General features: G+C 69.1%; 17 protein-coding genes and 1 tRNA gene. 12 read left to right on the top strand and 6 right to left on the bottom strand.

Going from position 1 to position 19,046, the window contains the following annotated elements; translation table 11 throughout:
* Positions 1-72: 72 nt before the first annotated feature.
* From MRBLWO14_RS16945 to pgl, 10 genes are all read left to right on the top strand, one after another.
* A complete protein-coding gene (locus MRBLWO14_RS16945; protein ID WP_341934240.1) occupies positions 73-606 on the top strand; it encodes a hypothetical protein in 534 nt (177 codons plus the stop codon).
* A complete protein-coding gene (locus MRBLWO14_RS16940) occupies positions 600-1,418 on the top strand; it encodes a hypothetical protein (protein WP_341934239.1) in 819 nt (272 codons plus the stop codon). The genes MRBLWO14_RS16945 and MRBLWO14_RS16940 overlap by 7 nt, the downstream gene beginning before the upstream one ends.
* Positions 1,419-1,434: 16 nt before the next feature.
* Positions 1,435-1,959: a hypothetical protein gene (locus tag MRBLWO14_RS16935; protein WP_341934238.1), complete on the top strand. Its 525-nt coding sequence runs from the start codon at positions 1,435-1,437 to the stop codon at positions 1,957-1,959.
* 233 nt (positions 1,960-2,192) lie between these two features.
* Positions 2,193-2,774 (top strand): hypothetical protein, encoded by a 582-nt coding sequence (locus MRBLWO14_RS16930; protein ID WP_341934237.1) that lies wholly within the window; start codon positions 2,193-2,195, stop codon positions 2,772-2,774.
* 229 nt (positions 2,775-3,003) lie between these two features.
* Positions 3,004-5,103 carry a transketolase gene (gene tkt, locus MRBLWO14_RS16925; protein ID WP_341934236.1) on the top strand — a complete coding sequence of 700 codons (2,100 nt, stop codon included), beginning with the start codon at positions 3,004-3,006 and terminating at the stop codon, positions 5,101-5,103.
* Positions 5,104-5,117: 14 nt separating this feature from the next.
* The gene (tal, locus tag MRBLWO14_RS16920; RefSeq protein WP_341934235.1) at positions 5,118-6,230 is read left to right on the top strand and encodes a transaldolase; all 1,113 of its coding nucleotides are present in this window, start codon (positions 5,118-5,120) and stop codon (positions 6,228-6,230) included.
* The gene (locus MRBLWO14_RS16915; protein ID WP_341934234.1) at positions 6,227-7,834 is read left to right on the top strand and encodes a glucose-6-phosphate isomerase; all 1,608 of its coding nucleotides are present in this window, start codon (positions 6,227-6,229) and stop codon (positions 7,832-7,834) included. Before tal ends, MRBLWO14_RS16915 begins: the two co-directional genes overlap by 4 nt.
* Positions 7,835-7,856: 22 nt before the next feature.
* Positions 7,857-9,407 (top strand): glucose-6-phosphate dehydrogenase, encoded by a 1,551-nt coding sequence (zwf, locus tag MRBLWO14_RS16910; protein WP_341934233.1) that lies wholly within the window; start codon positions 7,857-7,859, stop codon positions 9,405-9,407.
* Entirely contained in the window at positions 9,404-10,339 is a 936-nt protein-coding gene (locus tag MRBLWO14_RS16905; RefSeq protein ID WP_341934232.1) for a glucose-6-phosphate dehydrogenase assembly protein OpcA, read from the top strand. Before zwf ends, MRBLWO14_RS16905 begins: the two co-directional genes overlap by 4 nt.
* Entirely contained in the window at positions 10,336-11,124 is a 789-nt protein-coding gene (gene pgl, locus MRBLWO14_RS16900) for a 6-phosphogluconolactonase (protein ID WP_341934231.1), read from the top strand. The genes MRBLWO14_RS16905 and pgl overlap by 4 nt, the downstream gene beginning before the upstream one ends.
* Before the next feature lie 11 nt (positions 11,125-11,135).
* Here the strand turns inward: pgl and MRBLWO14_RS16895 are convergent, their stop codons facing one another.
* A complete protein-coding gene (locus MRBLWO14_RS16895; protein WP_341934230.1) occupies positions 11,136-12,224 on the bottom strand; it encodes a DMT family transporter in 1,089 nt (362 codons plus the stop codon).
* Positions 12,225-12,285: 61 nt separating this feature from the next.
* Here MRBLWO14_RS16895 and def point away from each other — a divergent pair, with 61 nt between their 5' ends.
* Entirely contained in the window at positions 12,286-12,852 is a 567-nt protein-coding gene (gene def / locus MRBLWO14_RS16890) for a peptide deformylase (protein ID WP_341934229.1), read from the top strand.
* Positions 12,853-12,974: 122 nt separating this feature from the next.
* Positions 12,975-13,490: a septum formation family protein gene (locus MRBLWO14_RS16885; protein ID WP_341934228.1), complete on the top strand. Its 516-nt coding sequence runs from the start codon at positions 12,975-12,977 to the stop codon at positions 13,488-13,490.
* 121 nt (positions 13,491-13,611) lie between these two features.
* On the opposite strand, the gene MRBLWO14_RS16880 is transcribed toward MRBLWO14_RS16885, so the two are convergent.
* From MRBLWO14_RS16880 to dusB, 5 genes are all read right to left on the bottom strand, one after another.
* A tRNA-Asn gene (locus MRBLWO14_RS16880) sits at positions 13,612-13,687 on the bottom strand.
* Positions 13,688-13,784: 97 nt separating this feature from the next.
* Positions 13,785-14,510 carry an ATP-binding cassette domain-containing protein gene (locus tag MRBLWO14_RS16875; protein WP_341934227.1) on the bottom strand — a complete coding sequence of 242 codons (726 nt, stop codon included), beginning with the start codon at positions 14,508-14,510 and terminating at the stop codon, positions 13,785-13,787.
* Positions 14,511-14,594: 84 nt separating this feature from the next.
* Positions 14,595-16,466, bottom strand: a complete 1,872-nt coding sequence (gene dnaG / locus MRBLWO14_RS16870; RefSeq protein WP_341934226.1) for a DNA primase — start codon at positions 16,464-16,466, stop codon at positions 14,595-14,597.
* On the bottom strand, positions 16,466-17,851 hold the full coding sequence (locus tag MRBLWO14_RS16865) for a deoxyguanosinetriphosphate triphosphohydrolase (protein ID WP_341934225.1): 1,386 nt from the start codon (positions 17,849-17,851) through the stop codon (positions 16,466-16,468). The genes dnaG and MRBLWO14_RS16865 overlap by 1 nt, the downstream gene beginning before the upstream one ends.
* Complete coding sequence (dusB, locus tag MRBLWO14_RS16860) at positions 17,841-18,995, bottom strand: tRNA dihydrouridine synthase DusB (RefSeq protein ID WP_341934224.1); 1,155 nt, start codon at positions 18,993-18,995, stop codon at positions 17,841-17,843. The genes MRBLWO14_RS16865 and dusB overlap by 11 nt, the downstream gene beginning before the upstream one ends.
* Positions 18,996-19,046: the final 51 nt, after the last annotated feature.

The following is a 19,046-nucleotide window of genomic DNA, read 5'->3' as shown; positions in this document are numbered from 1 at the left end:
CGCCCTGTGGACCCTGCGAGCCCCTGTGGATAACGCCGGCGAGCGCGGGAGAGATCCGTCTACCGTGACCGGATGCTCCTCCTCTCCCGCACCTCCTGTCTCACGGTGGGCGCCGTCACTGTGCTCATCGGAATGCTGTCGGGCTGCGCGCCGACACCCGATCCGAACCCGTCTCCGACCCCCGCATTCGCCAGTGAGGAAGAGGCGTTCGCGGCGGCCGAAAAGGTCTACCGGGCATATAACGACGCCGTCAATGCCGAACTGACAGGTGATGCAGCGGCCGATCCGACTGTCTACCTCGCTGGCAGTGCCCTCGAGACCGACATCGACTCGTCTCGCCAGATCGACAGCCAGAACGTCACTTTCGTGGGTGACAGTGTCGTCGCGCAGTTCACGGGACTCGAGGCCGCGCTCGATCGATCCCCCATCGAAGTCGACGCCACTGCATGCATCGACGTGAGTGGGACGAGGCTCCTCGATTCGAGTGGTACCGACGTCACTCCGATCGACCGGCCTACCAGGGTCCTGCTTGAGCTGACCTTCGTCGAGTCGAAAGGAACGCTGTTGATCAGCGACACGCAGGCTGCGGAGGAATTCGAATGCTGACATCGATCGCGGTCTCCCTGCTCTTGCTCGCTGGGTCCTTCACCGGATCACACGTCTCGATGGCGTCCGGCTGTGACACGAAAGCCCTCACCAATGGCGCCTGCAGCAGCACGGACGGTGCCAGGCTGACGATCACCGGTACGCAGCAGAAGCAGGGCAGTCCGCCCTCGCGTTCGACGCCCGGTGATGAGGGGCCTTCAGCGCCCCGGACGCCGAGTCCCCGCTCGATCGCGCTGGCGAAGTGCCTCGACGACGGCGGCACGACCCGCTGCGCCGACCTCCTCCGTCCGACGGCCGAGCTCCCCACTCCGGGCCCGGCTCCGGCGGCGCCGACGGTGACCATCGCCGATCTGCAGCAGTTCGCTCCCCCGGTCACCTCGGCCACCGTCGAGCCCGGCGGTATCGGAGTCGCTGGCCTTCCCGCGAACTTCTCGGTCGCTGCCTCGACTCACACGGTCGCCGGGTCGCTGCTCGGACTGCCGGTGCTCGCGCGCTTCACCCCCGTCGCGTACGAGTACTCCTACGGCGACGGAACCTCCGCATCGCTCACGACTCCCGGACGAAGTTGGGCCGACCTCGGCCAAGCGCAGTTCACGCCGACCCCCACCAGCCACGTGTATCGCCTGCGCGGCGTCTACTTCGCCGATGTGGACGTGCGCTACACGGCCGAGGTCGACCTCGGCGGCGGGTGGATGCCCGTGACAGGAGAGGTCCGCACCGACGGACCGCCGCAGCGCATCCGCGTCCTCGAAGCACGCACCGCCCTCGTGGCCCACACCTGCACGGAGCGCCGCGATGCACCGGGCTGCTGAGCACAACGGTCGGCGGATGTCGCACATCACCGCGCTGGCCGCCGCCGCAGTGGTCGTGCTGGCGCCCGTCCTGGCCGGATGCGATCCATCCCCCGCGCCCACGCCGACACCCACCGCCGCCTTCGCGAGTGAGGAAGAGGCGTTCGCGGAAGCAGAGAAGGTCTACCGCGCCTATAACGAAGCCGGCAACGACGATCGATCAGGACGCACCAAGAATTCGGCCATCGGCTACCTCACCGGAATTGCGCTGGAGGACGACCTGCATATGGCTCGCTCCGTCGAGGAGCAGGGATTGCGCCTCGAAGGCGAAGCAGAGGTGGCGAGCGTTCAGCGCCACAGCGTCGACCTTCAAAAGAGACCGGCAGAGATCGAGATCGATGTCTGCCTGGACATCACCGGTACAAGCGTCCGCGATGCGTCGGGGAATGACGTCACGCCTACAGAACGCCAGGAGAGATTGGCTATCCGCGTATCGCTGGTCGTTGAAGCTCCACGTCTGCTCATCTCAGACCTGGTACTGCTATCGGAGGAGCCTTGTTGATCCGAGCAATGTCCATCATCCTGATAGCCAGTTCACTGGCTCTACCGCAGGTACGCGCGGGCGTCGGAGGATGCGGAACGAGCGCCGCCGTCGTGGCCGCCTGCGGATCGACCGACGGCTCGACTTTGACGGTCTCCGGCACGAGGCAGCAGCCCGCCTCCCCGCCGCCCGCGCGTCGATCCTCTAGCGGACAACCCGCACCGCAGCCCGACGAGCGTGACCCGCTCGCCGAGATGGACGCCTGCCTGGTGGACTGGGGATTCGCACGCTGCTTCGAGAAGCTGCCGTCCCCGTCCCCGAGCCCGGCGCCGATCCCGCCGCAGCCTGGCCGCCCCGCGGTGACGGTGTCCGACATCGCACGGTTCGCTCCGGCATCCATCCGCGCGCACACCGAGCCCGGCGACATCGCTGTCGCAGGACTCCCGGCGAACTTCGTCGCCGCAGCCGATCCCCAGACGGTCACGGGCGTGCTCTTCGGCGCCCCGGTGAGCGTCCGTTTCACTCCGACCTCTTATGACTACACCTACGGCGATGGGACCACCGCGTCGCTCACGACGCCGGGATACTCCTGGGCGACGCTCGGTCAAGCACAGTTCACTCCGACCCCCACCAGCCACGTGTACGAACGGCGCGGTGTCTTCTTCGCCGACGTAGACATCCACTACGCCGCCGAAGTCGACCTGGGTGCCGGATGGACCCCCGTGACCGGCGACGTCGTCACCGACGGACCCCCGCAGCGCATCCGAGTCCTCGAAGCCCGCACCGCCCTCGTGGCCCATACCTGCACCGAGCGACGCGACGCGCCCGGCTGCTGAGAGACCACGTTCCGAGGCCTCTGAACCGCAGTCCCAGCAGCGACACGCGGCGCCCGCCCGCGCGGGAATTACCCGCGTCATGCAGCGTTGTAAAGGGGGTAAGCGAGCCGACCCGCGGCGCTATGCTGGGGGGACTCGCGCGCCCGGCGCACATCCACCATCTCCGTGACGAAGCGGACCGCGATGCTGCGATCCAGGCGCTATCGAACTGTTGCAGAAGGGCTTCACCGTGTCGGAATTGCAGTGGGATGAAATCGATCGGCGCGCGGTGGACACCGCCCGTGTGCTGGCTGCGGATGCTGTGGAGAAGGTCGGCAACGGCCACCCCGGCACCGCGATGAGCCTGGCTCCCGCCGCGTACCTGCTGTACCAGCGGGTTCTCCGTCACGACCCGACCGACACCCACTGGCTCGGCCGCGACCGCTTCATCCTCTCCGCGGGTCACTCGTCGCTCACGCAGTACGTGCAGCTGTACCTCGGTGGCTTCGGCTTGGAGCTCAGCGACCTCGAGGCGCTGCGCACGTGGGGCTCGCTCACCCCCGGCCACCCCGAGTACGGGCACACCAAGGGCGTCGAGATCACCACGGGTCCGCTCGGTCAGGGTCTCGCGTCGGCGGTCGGCTTCGCGTACGCCTCCCGCTACGAGCGCGGCCTGTTCGACCCCAAGGCCGCAGAGGGCACCAGCCCCTTCGACCACTTCGTGTACGTGATCGCCGGTGACGGCGACCTGCAGGAGGGCGTCACCAGCGAGGCCGGCTCGCTCGCCGGACATCAGCAGCTCGGCAACCTCATCGCGATCTACGACTCCAACCAGATCTCGATCGAGGACGACACGAACGTCGCCTTCACCGAAGACGTCGCGAAGCGCTACGAGGCCTACGGGTGGCAGGTGCAGACCGTCGACTGGAAGAAGTCCGGCGAGTACGTCGAAGACGTCGCCGAGCTCTACGCGGCGATCGAGGCAGCCAAGGGCGAGACCTCGAAGCCGTCGCTCATCATCCTCAAGACCATCATTGGCTGGCCGTCGCCCGGCAAGCAGAACAGCGGCAAGATCCACGGCTCGGCGCTCGGCGCCGACGAGCTCGCCGCCACGAAGAAGGTCCTCGGGTTCGACCCCGAGCAGAACTTCGTCGTCGCCGACGACGTCATCGAGCACACGCGCGGACTCGCCGCCCGCTCCGCCGACGCCCGCGCGGCCTGGCAGGAGTCGTTCGACGCCTGGGCCGCCGCGAACCCCGAGCGCAAAGCGCTGCTCGACCGCCTCGAGGCCAAGGAGCTCCCCTCCGACATCGCCTCGGCCCTCCCCGTGTTCGAGAGCGGCAAGGACGTCTCGACCCGCGCGGCATCCGGTCAGGTCATCAACGCCCTCGCCGCCGAGCTCCCCGAGCTCTGGGGCGGATCGGCCGACCTCGCCGAGTCGAACCTCACCACGATCAAAGACGCGAAGTCCTTCATCCCGGCCGAGTGGTCGACGCACGAGTGGTCGGGCAGCCCGTACGGACGCGTTCTGCACTTCGGCATCCGCGAGCACGCCATGGGTGCGATCGTCAACGGCATCGTGCTGCACGGCCCGACCCGTGCGTTCGGCGGCACGTTCCTCATCTTCAGCGACTACATGCGCCCGCCGGTGCGTCTCGCCGCCCTCATGAACGTCCCCAGCATCTTCGTCTGGACCCACGACTCCGTCGCCCTCGGCGAGGACGGCCCCACCCACCAGCCGGTCGAGCAGCTCGCCACGCTGCGCGCCATCCCGAACTTCACGCTCGTGCGTCCCGCCGACGCGAACGAGACCGCCGCTGCGTGGCTGGAGATCCTCCGCCGCCACGAGGGCCCCGCCGGCATCGCCCTGACCCGTCAGAACATCCCGGTGTTCGAGCGCGGTGAGGGCGCGGCATCCGGCGATGTCCTCGCCTCGGCCGACAACGTCTCGAAGGGCGCGTACGTGCTCGCCGAGGCGCCGAACGGCACTCCTGACGTCATCATCGTCGCCACGGGCTCCGAGGTGCAGCTGGCCGTCAACGCCCGTGCCGAGCTGGCGAAGGAGGGCGTGGGCGTACGCGTCGTGTCCGCCCCCTCGCTGGAGTGGTTCGACGAGCAGGACGAGGCATACCGTGAGTCGGTCTTCCCGAAGAGCGTGACCGCTCGCGTGTCGGTCGAGGCCGGCTCCGTGCTGAGCTGGCGCAGCATCGTCGGCGACCGCGGCCGTTCGGTCGGCATCGACCACTTCGGCGCTTCCGCCGACTACAAGACCCTGTTCGAGAAGTTCGGGATCACCACCGAGGCGGTCGTCGCCGCCGCCCGCGAGACCCTGGCCGACAGCGCCAACTGATCTAGGAGCATTTCATGAGCACCCCCACCGCAGACCTCGCAGCCGCCGGCGTCAGCATCTGGCTCGACGACCTGTCGCGCACCCGCATCTCGTCGGGCAACCTGGCCGAGCTGATCGAGAGCCGCAACGTCGTCGGCGTCACCACGAACCCGACGATCTTCGCCAACGCGATCACGAACAAGAACGACACGTCCTACGACGCGCAGCTCACCGAGCTGGCCGCGTCGGGCACGAGCGCCGAGGATGCCGTGTTCGCGGCCACCACGCAGGACGTCGCCGACGCGCTCGACGTGTTCCGCCCGGTGTGGGAGAAGTCCGGTCACGTCGATGGACGCGTCTCGATCGAGGTCTCCCCCGACCTCGCGCACGACACCGAGGGCACGGTCGCTTCGGCGAAGCAGCTGTGGTCGAAGATCGACCGCCCGAACCTGCTCGTCAAGATCCCGGCGACCAAGGCCGGCCTCCCGGCGATCACCGAGGCCATCGCCTCGGGCATCAGCGTCAACGTCACGCTGATCTTCAGCCTCGAGCGCTACGCCGAGGTCATCGACGCGTACCTGACCGGTCTGGAGCGCGCTCACGAGGCCGGCCTCGACCTGTCGACCATCCACTCGGTGGCCTCGTTCTTCGTGTCGCGCGTCGACACCGAGACCGACAAGCGTCTCGACGCGATCGGCACCGACGAGGCGAAGGCCCTCAAGAGCAAGGCGGGCCTCGCCAATGCTCGCCTCGCCTACGAGCTCTTCGAGCAGAAGTTCGCCGAGAAGCGCGCCCAGGACCTGCTGAACCTCGGCGGCAACCTGCAGCGGCCGCTGTGGGCATCGACCGGCGTCAAGGACCCGAGCCTGCCCGACACCCTGTACGTGACCGAGCTGGTCGCGAACGGTGTCGTCAACACGATGCCCGAGAAGACCCTCGAGGCCACCTTCGACCACGGCGTCGTCACCGGCGACACGATCACCGGCGGCTACGCCGAGGCGCACGAGGTGTTCGACCGGCTCGCCGCCGTCGGCGTCGACCTCACCGACGTCACCCAGGTGCTCGAGGACGAAGGCGTCGCCAAGTTCATCGATTCTTGGCACGACCTCCTCGGTCAGGTGACCGAGGCGCTGGAGGCCCAGCGATGACATTCGCGATCCACGCGTCCGGATCGGCGCGTGTCGCGATCGACGAGACCGTTCCGGCTCTCGTCCGCGATCTCGTCGCCTCGCGCATCACGAGCGGCGACGCGACCCTCTGGGGCCCCGCTGCAGAGGCCGAGGCCTCCGTCCGCCTCGGATGGGTCGAGGCGGTGTCGGTCTCGCGGCCGCTGGTCGCCGAGATCGTCGCGCTGCGGGATGAGCTGCAGGCGAGGGGTGTCACCCGCATCGTGCTCGCCGGGATGGGCGGATCGTCGCTCGCCCCCGAGGTCATCGCGCAGACCGCCGGCGTGCCGCTGACGATCCTCGACTCCACGGCCCCCAGCCAGGTGCTCGCCGCTCTCGACGACGGCCTCGAGCAGACGGCGCTCGTCGTCTCGTCGAAGTCGGGGTCGACGGTCGAGACCGACTCGCAGCGTCGCACCTTCGAGGCCGCGTTCCGCGACCTCGGGATCGACCCGACCGAGCGCATCGTCGTGGTCACCGATCCGGGCTCGCCGCTCGACGCCTCGGCGCGTGAGGCGGGCTACCACGTGTTCAACGCCGACCCGAACGTCGGCGGACGCTACTCGGCGCTCACCGCGTTCGGACTCGTGCCGTCCGGTCTCGCCGGCGTCGACATCGACGAACTGCTGAACGAGGCCGAGGCGTCGCTGCTCGAGGTCGCGGTGGACTCCGCCGAGAACCCCGCGCTGCGCCTCGGTGCCGCGATCGCCGCGACGTCGCCGCGCCGCGACAAGCTCGGCCTCGTCACCGACGGCACCCACATCAACGGTCTGCCTGACTGGATCGAGCAGCTGATCGCCGAATCGACCGGGAAGGACGCCACCGGCATCCTTCCCGTCGTCCTGCTGCCGGTCTCACCCGAGCTCGACACGCAGCCCGCGGATCTGCAGATCGTGCGACTCGTCGACGATGCAGCCGAGTTCCACCTGCGCGAGCGGCATCAGGGCGAGATCCTCGTGAGCGGCACGCTGGGTGCGCAGTTCATCGTGTGGGAGTACGCGACGGCGATCGCCGGTCACCTGCTGGGGATCAACCCGTTCGACCAGCCCGACGTGGAATCCGCGAAGGTCGCGGCACGCGGTCTGCTCGACGCCCGCCCCGAAGCGACGACTCCGGTCTTCGTGCAGGACGGCGTCGAGGTGCGCGTATCGGACCCTGCCCTCGCAGTGTCGGGGAACGTCGAAGGAGTGCTCGACGCACTCTGGGCACGGCTCCCCGAAGACGGCTACGTCTCGATCCAGGCCTACGTGAACCGCCTCGACCTGCCGCAGCTGCAGGGTCTCCGTGAACTCGTGGCCGCCGACTCCGGTCGGCCGACCACGTTCGGCTGGGGCCCGCGCTTCCTGCACTCCACCGGCCAGTACCACAAGGGCGGTCCCGCTCAGGGCGTGTACCTGCAGATCCTGGAGCGCACCGACGTCGACCTCGAGATCCCCGGTCGTCCGTTCACGTTCGGTCAGCTCATCGAGGCGCAGGCCGCCGGCGATGCCGGTGTCCTCGCCGAGCACGGTCGTCCGGTCGTCACCCTGACGATCGCCGATTCGTCGGCCGACGTGCTCACCCTCTTCGAAGCAGCTCAGAAGTAACAGCCTGGAGAATCTCCCACTGATGTCCGTTCCCATCTCGCGCGCACACAATCCGCTGCGCGACCCAGACGACCGCCGCCTCAACCGGATCGCCGGGCCCAGCGCCCTCGTGATCTTCGGCGTCACGGGTGACCTGTCCCGTAAGAAGCTCATGCCGGCCGTGTACGACCTGGCCAACCGCGGCCTGCTGCCCCCCGGCTTCGCGCTCGTCGGCTTCGCGCGACGCGACTGGGAGGACCAGGACTTCGCCCAGGTCGTCTACGACGCCGTCAAGCAGCACGCGCGCACACCTTTCCGCGAGGAGACGTGGACCCAGCTGCTGCAGGGCATCCGCTTCGTGTCGGGTGAGTTCGACAACCCCGAGTCGTTCCGCAAGCTGCGCGAGACCGTCGAGAAGCTCGACGTCGAGCGCGGCACGATGGGCAACCACGCCTACTACCTGTCCATCCCGCCGAAGGACTTCCCGCTCGTCGCGAAGCAGCTCAAGGACTCCGGTCTGGTCGGGGCGGACGCCGACGACGCCGAGCACTGGCGCCGAGTGGTGATCGAGAAGCCGTTCGGGCACGATCTGGAGTCCGCTCGCGAGCTGAACGAGGCTCTCGAGGTCGCGTTCGCTCCGGACTCGATCTTCCGCATCGACCACTACCTCGGCAAGGAGACGGTGCAGAACATCCTGGCGCTGCGCTTCGCCAACGAGCTGTACGAGCCGATCTGGAACCGCAACTACGTCGACCACGTGCAGATCACCATGGCCGAGGACATCGGAGTGGGCGGCCGCGCCGGCTACTACGACGGCGTCGGCGCTGCGCGAGACGTCATCCAGAACCACCTCCTCCAGCTGCTCGCACTCACCGCGATGGAGGAGCCGATCAGCCTCTCCGCCGAGCACCTGCGGGCGGAGAAGGAGAAGGTGCTCGCGGCCGTGCACGTACCGGACGACCTCTCGCTCGCGACCGCCCGCGGTCAGTATGCGGGCGGATGGCAGGGCGGCGAGCAGGTCACCGGCTTCCTCGACGAGGAGGGCATGGACCCGAAGTCCGCCACCGAGACCTACGCGGCCATCAAGCTCGAGATCGACACGCGCCGGTGGGCGGGAGTGCCGTTCTACCTGCGCACAGGCAAGCGTCTCGGTCGCCGCGTGACCGAGGTCGCCGTCGTGTTCAAGCGCGCGCCCGAGCACCTGTTCGGCCGCTCCAACGCCTCGGAGCTCGGTCAGAACGCGCTCGTGATCCGCGTGCAGCCCGACGAGGGGGTCACGATCCGCTTCGGTTCGAAGGTTCCCGGCAACGGCACCAACGTGCGCGACGTCACGATGGACTTCGGCTACGGCCACGCGTTCACCGAGGCGAGCCCCGAGGCCTACGAGCGCCTCATCCTCGACGTGCTGCTCGGCGACCCGCCCCTGTTCCCCCGCCACGAAGAGGTCGAGCTCTCCTGGAAGATTCTCGACCCGGTGGAGAAGTACTGGGCGTCCGCGGGCGGCCCTGTGGACCAGTACGCACCCGGATCGTGGGGCCCCGCCTCAGCCGACGATCTTCTTGCCCGCGACGGACGAGTCTGGAGACGACCGTGATCATCGACCTTCCCGACACGACCGTCAGCCAGGTCGCCAAGCAGCTCGTCAAGGTGCGCGAGGACGGCGGCGCCGTCGCCCTGGGACGCGTGCTCACCCTCGTGATCTCCGCGCGCAACGGGATCGCCGAAGCCGCGATCGACGCGGCGAACGACGCGTCGCGCGAGCACCCCATGCGGGTGATCGTGCTCACCACCGGCGAAGGCGAAGCTCATCTCGACGCGCAGATCCGCGTCGGCGGAGACGCCGGGGCCAGCGAGGTCGTGGTGCTGCGGGCCTACGGCGCCGCGGCCAGCAACCAGGAGAGCCTGGTCACCGGTCTGCTGCTGCCCGACGCCCCCGTGGTGGCCTGGTGGCCCGAGGAGGCACCGACGTCGCCCGCGACGTCTCCCCTCGGCAAGATCGCTGCACGCCGGATCACGGATGCCGCGACCTCCCCCGACGTGCGCGACCGCCTTGCACTGCTGAGCAAGACGCATGAGCCCGGCGACACCGACCTCGCCTGGACGCGTCTCACGCACTGGCGCGAGCAGCTCGCCGCCGTGCTCGACCAGCCGCCGTTCGAAGAGGTGACGGGCGTCGAGGTCCGCGGGGCCTCGGCCTCTCCCTCGACCGCCCTGCTGGCCGCCTGGCTGCAGATGGCACTCGACGTGCCGGTGAAGTGGTCGTACGAGAACCCCGACACGTGGCAGGAGGGCATCAAGTCGGTGCGCCTGACCCGCGCGTCCGGCGACATCCTGCTCGAGCGCCCTGCGCCGGGCGACGCCGTGCTCACGCAGCCCGGCCAGCCCGACCACGACCTGCACCTTCCCCGTCGCACGCTGCGCGAGTGCCTCGCCGAGGAGCTGCGTCGCCTCGACCCCGACCTCCTGTACGGTCGAGTGATCACCGAGGGCTGGGAGAAGCTGGGTCCGCCCGAGACAGGAGCATGATGTCGATGCAGACAACGCCCGCGGAGAAGCGGGTCGTGGTCGAGACCACTCCGGGGGCCGTCGCAGAGCGCGTCGCCGACCGATTCCTCACCCGCCTCCGCGCGCGGACCCGCAACGGCCGCATCGCCCACGTCGCCCTCACGGGTGGATCGATGGGCGGCGCGGTGCTGCGGGCGACGCTGGAGCACCCCCGTGCGGCGAACATCGACTGGTCGCTCGTGCACTTCTGGTGGGGTGACGAGCGGTGGGTCGCCCGTGACGACGCCGACCGCAATGCGGTGCAGTCCCGCGCGGCCCTGCTCGACCACATCCCCGTTCCTCCGGAGAACATCCACGAGACGGCTGCCGCCGGCGAGGGCATGACTCTCGACGAGGCTGCCGAGGCGTACGCCGCCGAGCTCGCGCAGTTCGGCACCGACGAGAACCCGTGGCCGTCGTTCGCCGTGTGCTTCCTCGGTGTGGGCCCCGACGGTCACATCGCGTCGCTTTTCCCCGACCGCCCCGAGGTCACGGTGACCGATGCGGCAGTGCTCCCGGTGCGCAACTCGCCCAAGCCGCCGCCCGAGCGGATCACCCTCACCCGCCCGGTGCTCAACGCGTCGAAGCGCGTGTGGCTCGTGCTGACCGGTGCCGACAAGGCGTCTGCGCTCGGGCTGGCCCTCGCGGGCGCGAGCTACACGAGCGTTCCCGCCGCAGGCGCCAAGGGACGCAAGCGCACCGTGTTCTTCGTCGATGACGCCGCGGCATCCGAGGTCTCTCCCGACCTCATCGATCCCGCGTACTGACGCTCGCTGCCTCAGGCGTCCTGGTCGCCCCGGGGCGCCGGAGGCTGCTCCTGCGGTGCCGGCGCCTGCTGCGTCTGATCCCGGGCCGTCTGCTCCCGGCCTGTCTGATCCTGTGGCGTCTGAACCGTGGGCGCGCCGGAGCCGTCGCTCCCCCGTTTGATGCCGAGCTCCTGGCTCTCGCTCAGCACCTGCGGGTGGTACCGCGCGAGACCGACGACTCCCCACACGGCGATCGCTCCGGCGACGCCGAAGATCACGAGCACCCAGCCCGGAGCAGCGGCGGCCTCGCCGAGCACGACCATGCCGATGAGCACGGCGATGAGCGGATCGACGACCGTGAGTCCCGCGATCACGAGGTCGGGCGGGCCCGAGCTGTAGGCGGTCTGCACGAAGTACGCCCCGACGGCCCCAGCGGCCACGAGAGCGATCACGCAGATGAGCGTGATCCATTCGAAGTTGCCGGCCTCGATGCGGTTGATGACCGCCTTGGCGAGCGTGGCGACGAAGCCGTAGAGGATGCCGGCGCCGATGACGTAGAACAGCGCGCGCATACGGCGGCGGAGCACGAGCCAGCAGGCGCCGAGAACGATGATGACGACCAGCAGGATCGCGAGGATCGTGAAGAGCTCGCTGTCGCCGATCTTCTTCTCGGTCGCGAAGAGCGCCGCGAACGAGACGAAGAGGAAGATGCCGCCGACGCAGCACACGATCGCGGTGATCGACTGGCGGGTCGGCGAGTGTCCGGAGATCCGCGCGTTGAGCAGGGTCGTGATGACGAGGGCGATCGCGCCGAGGGGTTGCACCACGATGAGCGGCGCCTGCGAGAGCGCGGCGAGCTGGCACACGATGGCGAGTCCGAGCATGAGCGTGCCCGCCAACCAGGACGGTCGTGTGAGCAGGGCCCTGAGCTGACCGCCGCTGAGGCCGCTGGTGCCCTGAGCTCCGCTGAGGCGCTCGACCTTCTCCACGCCGCGGTGCTGGTACTGCGCCCCCAGCGACATGAACACGGCGCCCGCGAGGGCGAGCGGGATGCCGAGGAGCAGCTTGGGGTTCTGGAAGACACCGACCAGCTGGTCGGTGATGTCTTCAGCCCCAGTCATCCACACCGCAATGCTCACACCAAGACCCTACCCGCCGATCCCCGCCGGATAGGGTTATGGCGTGGCTGTACTTCCGATTCGCATCATGGGCGATCCCGTCCTGCACTCCCCCGCCTCGCCCGTCGAGGAGATCACCGACGAGGTCCGCACCCTCGTCGCCGACATGTTCGAGACCATGGACACCGCTCCGGGCGTCGGCCTCGCGGCGCCTCAGGTCGGAGTGCCGCTGCGCATCTACACGTACACGTACGTCGACGACGACGATCAGCCCTGGCGCGGGGTCATCATCAACCCCGAGCTGTGGATGGTGCCGCTGGAGCCGGGCGAGCCCGACGAAGACCTCGAGTCCGAGGGGTGCCTGTCGTTCCCCGGAGAACGCTTCGCGCTGCGCCGGTCCGAGCGTGTGCGCGTGACCGGGACGGACCTCGAGGGTGCGCCTGTCGAGATCTCCGTCGACGGCTGGCGCGCGCGCATCATGCAGCACGAGTTCGACCATCTCGACGGCATCCTCTACATCGACCGGCTTTCCGATCGGGACTGGAAGACGGTCCAGAAGATCGCGAAGAAGCGTGGCTGGGGTCGCCCGGGAGCCGCGTGGATGCCGGGAGTCGACGACTTGGAAGGCTGACCTTACCTTTCAGCCCGCTCACAGGGTCTGTGGAGTTGCATCACAGACTCCGATCCCTATAGCGTTCTTCGGGGCGGGATACCGATATTCCCGCGCACCAAGAGGCTCTGGGAGGGGTAGTCATGATGAAACTGCGCACACGACGCGCACTCGCACTCGCCGGTTCGGCGGTCGCGCTGTCCGTCGCGCTGACCGGTTGTAGCGCGCTGAACGGGATCCTCGGTGGAGGCTCGGGAGACGCCGACCGCGATGAGGAGACCGGCCAGGTCACCGAGAGCTCGAACATCGACATCTTCTCCCTCAAGCTGGGCGACTGCAAGATGGCGAGTGCGACGGGCCTCATCGAGGACGCGGACGTCGTCCCGTGCGACCAGCCGCACGATGAAGAGGTCTACTACGAGATCACGATGGACGACGGCGAGTTCTCGGAGGAGGCCATCGACACCGCCTCGCAGGAGTGCATCGGCGACGCGTACACGAACTTCGTCGGCATCGGCTTCCAGGACTCGACCCTCGAGGTCTACCCGATCACGCCGACCCAGCAGACGTGGGACCAGCTGAACGACCGCGTCGTGCAGTGCGTGATCTCCGACCCCGCCGGTCAGACCACGGGCTCGCTGAAGGGCGCTGCGCGCTGAGTCGATCCGCAGTCATGGAAGGGCCTCGCCGACCGGCGGGGCCCTTTCCGCGTCTCCGGACCGCGACCGCATCGTCCTGGAAAAGGAGAACCCCTGGCCTTCAGATGAAGGCCAGGGGTCTTGGCTCCCCGGCTTGGACTCGAACCAAGAACCTGCCGGTTAACAGCCGGCTGCTCTGCCAATTGAGCTACCGAGGAATGTGCTCCGCTGTGCGGGCAACTCGTCAATCCTAGCAAACTCCGACGCGTGCTCGTGACACGGGCCGCACATCGGGCGTGTCGACGCAGCGCGGGCTCAGCGCTGCGAATCCGCCTCCGCGTTGGGCACCCAGAGCAGGTCCTTGCCGACGCCCCGGGCGACCACGTGACCGCTCCGGAGCATGAGCGTCTCGGCGTTCAGTTCACGGATGAAGGCCGCGTCATTGGTGACGAGCAGAGCGCCCATCCCCTCCTCCTTGCGGCGGCGGGTGATGGCGTCGAACACGACGGGACGCACCTCGAGGTCCAGGTTCGCGAGGATCTCGTCGGCGATGAGCACGCGGGGTTCGAGAACGAACGACCGCGCGATCGCCACGCGCTGCCGCATGCCCGCGCTCAGCTCGTACGGGAACTTCGCCGCCGTGCCGAGCGGCAGGTGCAGCTCGTCGAGCAGCGTGGCCACCCGGATCGACAGCGCTTTGGCGTTGACGCGCTTCTCGCGGATGAGGATGGGCTCGGCGATCACCTCGTTCACCGTGAGCCGCGGCGGCAGATCGGCGCCCGCCCCCTGCGGCACGAAGCCGGTGCGGTAGGTGAGCAGCCGGTGCTTGCGGCCTGGACGTCGCACGTCGACACCGCACACCTGGGCGCTGCCGCCGACGACGCGCACCGAGGGATCTGTCGACCCCGCGAGAGCCGCGACGAGCGTCGATTTGCCCGAGCCGGTCGGCCCGGCGACGCAGATGAGCTCCCCCGGCCGGAGCGTGAAGCTCACGCCGTCGACGGCGCGGGTCGGAGCGCTGTGCCCGATGCGATCGATCACCAGATCAGAGCAATCGATCGCGTTGGTCGATTCGGGCCGAGAGAACATGACTCCATCCTGCCGTGCCGACACGGGCGAGCCCCTCTACGACTCGGCGAAGCGCTGGCGTTCCACGTCGATGTCACGAAGACGCATCCGCAGCGCGCGACCTCCGTCGGAGTCGGCGGGCACCCGCTGGACCGCGCCGAGCAGTTCCTGCTTCTCGTGCTCGAGACCGCGCATGATGAGCCGGCGGGCGAGGTCGGTCGCCGACGCCACCGCCCCCTCCTCGTCGCGGGCGGGGAACGGGGTCATGAGCAGCTCGCCCGCCAGCGATCGGTACGGCTCGCGCACCGCGTTGACCGCCTCGGTGACCCATCCGGCCCGCGTGCGATCGGGGGCGGATGCCACGGCCTCGCGCACCGCGTCGAGCCCCGCCGTGCGGAACGGCCCTTCGAGGGCGCGCGTGAGCAGAGCCTGGTCGAGCTGGTGACCGTACTGCAGAACGCCCATCAGCGCGTCCCGCTCGACCGCCACGTCGGCGGTGCGGGGCAGGCTCGCGAGCGTGACCGGTGCGAAGCTCTGTCCGCCGCCTGCGCCGTCGACGGAGGGCGCGTCATCTCGGCGCTGGGGCTCAGGTCGGGAGGTCGAGCCGCCGCGGCGCGCCACGCGCTCGACCTCGCTGTGCACCTCGGTGGGATCCATGCCGAGCCGACGCGCCAGGACGCGCTCGTAGCCGGGGCGCAGCAGCTGGTCCCTGATCTCCGCGACGATCGGCGCCGCGGCGCGGAGCGCTCCGACGCGCCCCTCGACCGTGGAGAGGTCGAAGCCGCCGAGCTTGCGGTCGATGGCGAACTCGAACATCGGCTGCTTGGAGTCCATGAGCGAGCGCACGGCCGCGTCGCCGCGCTGCAGCCGCAGGTCGCAGGGGTCGAGGCCGTCCGGAGCCACCGCGACGAACGTCTGGGCGTTGAAGCGGTCGTCCTCGGTGAAGGCGCGCAGCGCCGCCTTCTGCCCCGCCTCGTCGCCGTCGAATGTGAACACGACCTCGCCGGAGGCGTTGTCGTCGCCCATCACCCGCCGCAGCACCTTGATGTGGTCGGTGCCGAACGCCGTGCCACAGGTCGCGATCGCCGTGGTGAGCCCTGCGAGGTGGCAGGCCATCACGTCGGTGTACCCCTCGACGACCACCACACGACGCGGGTCGCCGCGCGAGATGTCGCGCTTCGCGAGGTCGAGCCCGTAGAGCACCTGGGCCTTCTTGTAGATCGGCGTCTCGGGGGTGTTGAGGTATTTGGGGCCCTGATCGTCGTCGAAGAGCTTGCGGGCGCCGAAGCCGATCGTCTGCCCCGACACGTCGCGGATCGGCCAAACTAGGCGACCGCGGAAGCGGTCGTACACGCCGCGCTGTCCCTGTGACACGAGGCCTGCCGTCAGGAGTTCCTCCCGTGTGAACCCCTGGGCGCTCAGCGCCTTCAGCATCCCGTCCCAGCCGCGCGGCGCGAAACCCACACCGAAGTGCGCTGCCGCTCCCGCGTCGAAGCCCCGCTCCCCGAGGAAGCGTCGCCCCGCCTCGGCATCCGCCGTCAGCAGCTGCGAGCGGAAGAACTCCGCCGCTGCCGTGTTCGCCGCGTACAGGCGGCTGCGACCGCTCGTCTCCGGCGCTGCTCCCCCGTCTTCGTAGTGCAGCGTGTAGCCGATGCGACCGGCGAGGCGCTCGACGGCTTCCGTGAAGCTCACGTGGTCCATCTCGCGAAGGAACGAGTAGACGTCGCCGGACTCGCCGCAGCCGAAGCAGTGGTAGTAGCCCACCTGCGGGCGCACGTGGAAGCTCGGGCTCTTCTCGTCGTGGAACGGGCAGAGCCCCTTGAGCGATCCCACCCCCGCGGACTTGAGCGCGACACGCTCGCCGACGATGTCGGCGATGTTGGTGCGGGCCTTGACCTCGTCGACGTCGGCCTGGCGGATACGGGGCATCAGCGCACCCCTTCGATCACCGCCGCGGGCGGAGTGTGCATCCGTCCGCCCGGCCGCGCGTGACGCGGCGTCCAGATGCCGACCTCGGCCGGATCGATCTCGCCCACGAGTCGGTTGTGCCAGTCGATGGCGCTCTGGTCGGTGAGGCTCGCGATCTGGTCGACCACGACCCTCGCGCGCTCGGCGTCGGAGCCGGCCGCGACGAAGTCGGCCGAGAACGCGGGCTCCAGCACGTCGGCGCCCGCCGACCACAGCGCGTCGGTCGACCACAGGGCGTCGGCCAGGCGCTTCAGCACTCGCCGCTGCTCCTTGTAGACGCCCTTGCGCGCCTCGATCGTGACGATCGCCTGCCCCATAATCCCCTTGAGCACGGCGATCTCCGCCTCGACCACTCGCGGCACGACGACGTGCGCGTTGTAGCGCACGAGCACGGGACCGGCGTACGCCTCGCGCGTCGCCGAGACCGCTGCCCTCGCGAAGCGGCCGATGAGGTCGCTGGTGAGGTTCTTGAGCCGTGCGAGGTCGCGCCGTGACCGGTCGAACGACGACAGCCACATCGACTGCGACGAGAGCCGGTAGAGCGCGTCCGCCAGCTCGTCGCGCGTGAAGTCGTACCCCACCCACTGCTGGATGCGGTCGATCAGCGCGTCGTGCGCGAGGGGGTCGGAGAGCTGGGCGACGTCGACGTAGCCGTTGACGATCGCGTCCTCGAAGTCGTGCACCGAGTAGCCGATGTCGTCGGACAGGTCCATGATCTCGGCCTCGATGCAGCGCAGCCGACCGGTCGCGCCCTCGCGCATCCAGCGGAACACTGCTTCGTCCTCGGGGTAGACGCCGAACTTCAGGCGACCGCCGGGGTCGGGCACGGGGCTGTCGACCGTCCACGGGTACTTGCACGTCGCGTCGAGACTCGCCCTGGTGAGGTTCAGGCCCACCGACTGTCCGTCGTCGTCGATCGCCTTCGCCTCGAGACGGGTGAGGATGCGCAGGGACTGCGCGTTGCCCTCGAAACCGCCGATGGGCTCGGCCCATTCGTTGAGCGCCCGCCCGCCGTTGTGCCCGAAGGGCGGGTGCCCGAGGTCGTGGCTGAGGCAGGCGGTGTCGACGACGTCGGCCGAGACGCCGAGGGCCGAGGCGAGCTCTCGCCCCACCTGAGCCACCTCGAGCGAGTGCGTGAGCCGGTTGCGCGCGAAGTCGGCGGTGCTCGCGGGGCTCAGCACCTGGGTCTTGGCGGCGAGTCGACGCAGCGCGGCCGAGTGCAGCACGCGAGCGCGGTCGCGCGCGAAGTCGTCTCGTTCGGAGCGATGGGTCTCGGCGAAGAACCGCTCGGCGTCTCGGGGATCGTATCCGTCCGTCCGCGACGGCGCGGACGCCTCAGCCGCCACTGTTCTCGATCTCCGCGCCTCGCATCATCTCCGAGGCCGTCGCCGCGAGCTCACGCGACTCCAGCCACTTGTCCGGCAGAGCCGGCCGCTTGGGCCGACCGGAACGACCGCGCTGACCCTCGGCATCCGCGCCGGGGTACGGCGCCGAGTGGTCGAGCTGGCCGAGCAGGTCGTCGATCTCCTGGAGACTGGATGCCGTGGCGAGCCCGGTGCGGATGTCTCCGCCGACCGGGTAGCCCTTGAAGTACCAGGCGACGTGCTTGCGGACGTCGCGGCAACCGCGGTCCTCGTCTTCGAAGAACTCGACGAGCAGTTCCGCGTGCCGTTTGAACGCGTCGGCGACGAAGCCGAGGTTCGCGTCGACCGTCTTGCCCTCGCCGCCGAAGGCGTTGGCGAGCTCGCCGAACAGCCAGGGACGACCGAGGCATCCTCGACCGACGACGACGCCGTCGCAGTCGGTCTGCTCCATCATGCGCACGGCATCGTCGGCGGACCAGATGTCGCCGTTGCCGAGAACCGGGATGCTCGTCACGGCCTGCTTGAGCTCGCCGATGGCGTTCCAATCGGCGAAGCCGGAGTAGAACTCGCTCGCCGTGCGGGCGTGCAGTGCGACGGCGGCCGCTCCGGCATCCTCCGCTGCGCGCCCCGCGTCCAGGAACGTGAGGTGGTCGGGGTCGATGCCCTTGCGCATCTTGACCGTGAGCGGGATGTCGCCCGCGGCCTTGACGGCCTGCGTCACGATGTCGGCGAAGAGAGACGACTTCCACGGCAGCGCGGCTCCGCCGCCCTTGCGGGTGACCTTGGGCACCGGGCAGCCGAAGTTGAGGTCGATGTGGTCGGCGTGGTCCTCGGCGACGATGATGCGCACGGCATCCGCGATCGTCTTCGGGTCGACGCCGTACAGCTGGATGGAGCGGGGCGTCTCCGACTCGTGGTGGCGGATGAGGCGCATCGTGGTCTCGTTGCGCTCGACGAGGGCGCGGGACGTGATCATCTCGCTCACGTACAGACCGGCACCGTACTCGCGGCACAGCCGACGGAACGCCGTGTTCGTGATCCCCGCCATGGGCGCGAGCACGACGGGCACGTCGAGTGCGATCGGGCCGATGCGGAGGGTGGGAACGGGGGCGGTTGCGACAGTCATGACCTCTCCATTCTCCCAGACACGGGGCCGGTCGCGGCGCATCGACCTAAG

The organism is Microbacterium sp. LWO14-1.2, from assembly GCF_038397715.1.
Taxonomy (GTDB): domain Bacteria; phylum Actinomycetota; class Actinomycetes; order Actinomycetales; family Microbacteriaceae; genus Microbacterium.
This window is presented reverse-complemented; position numbering and strand designations above follow the sequence as displayed.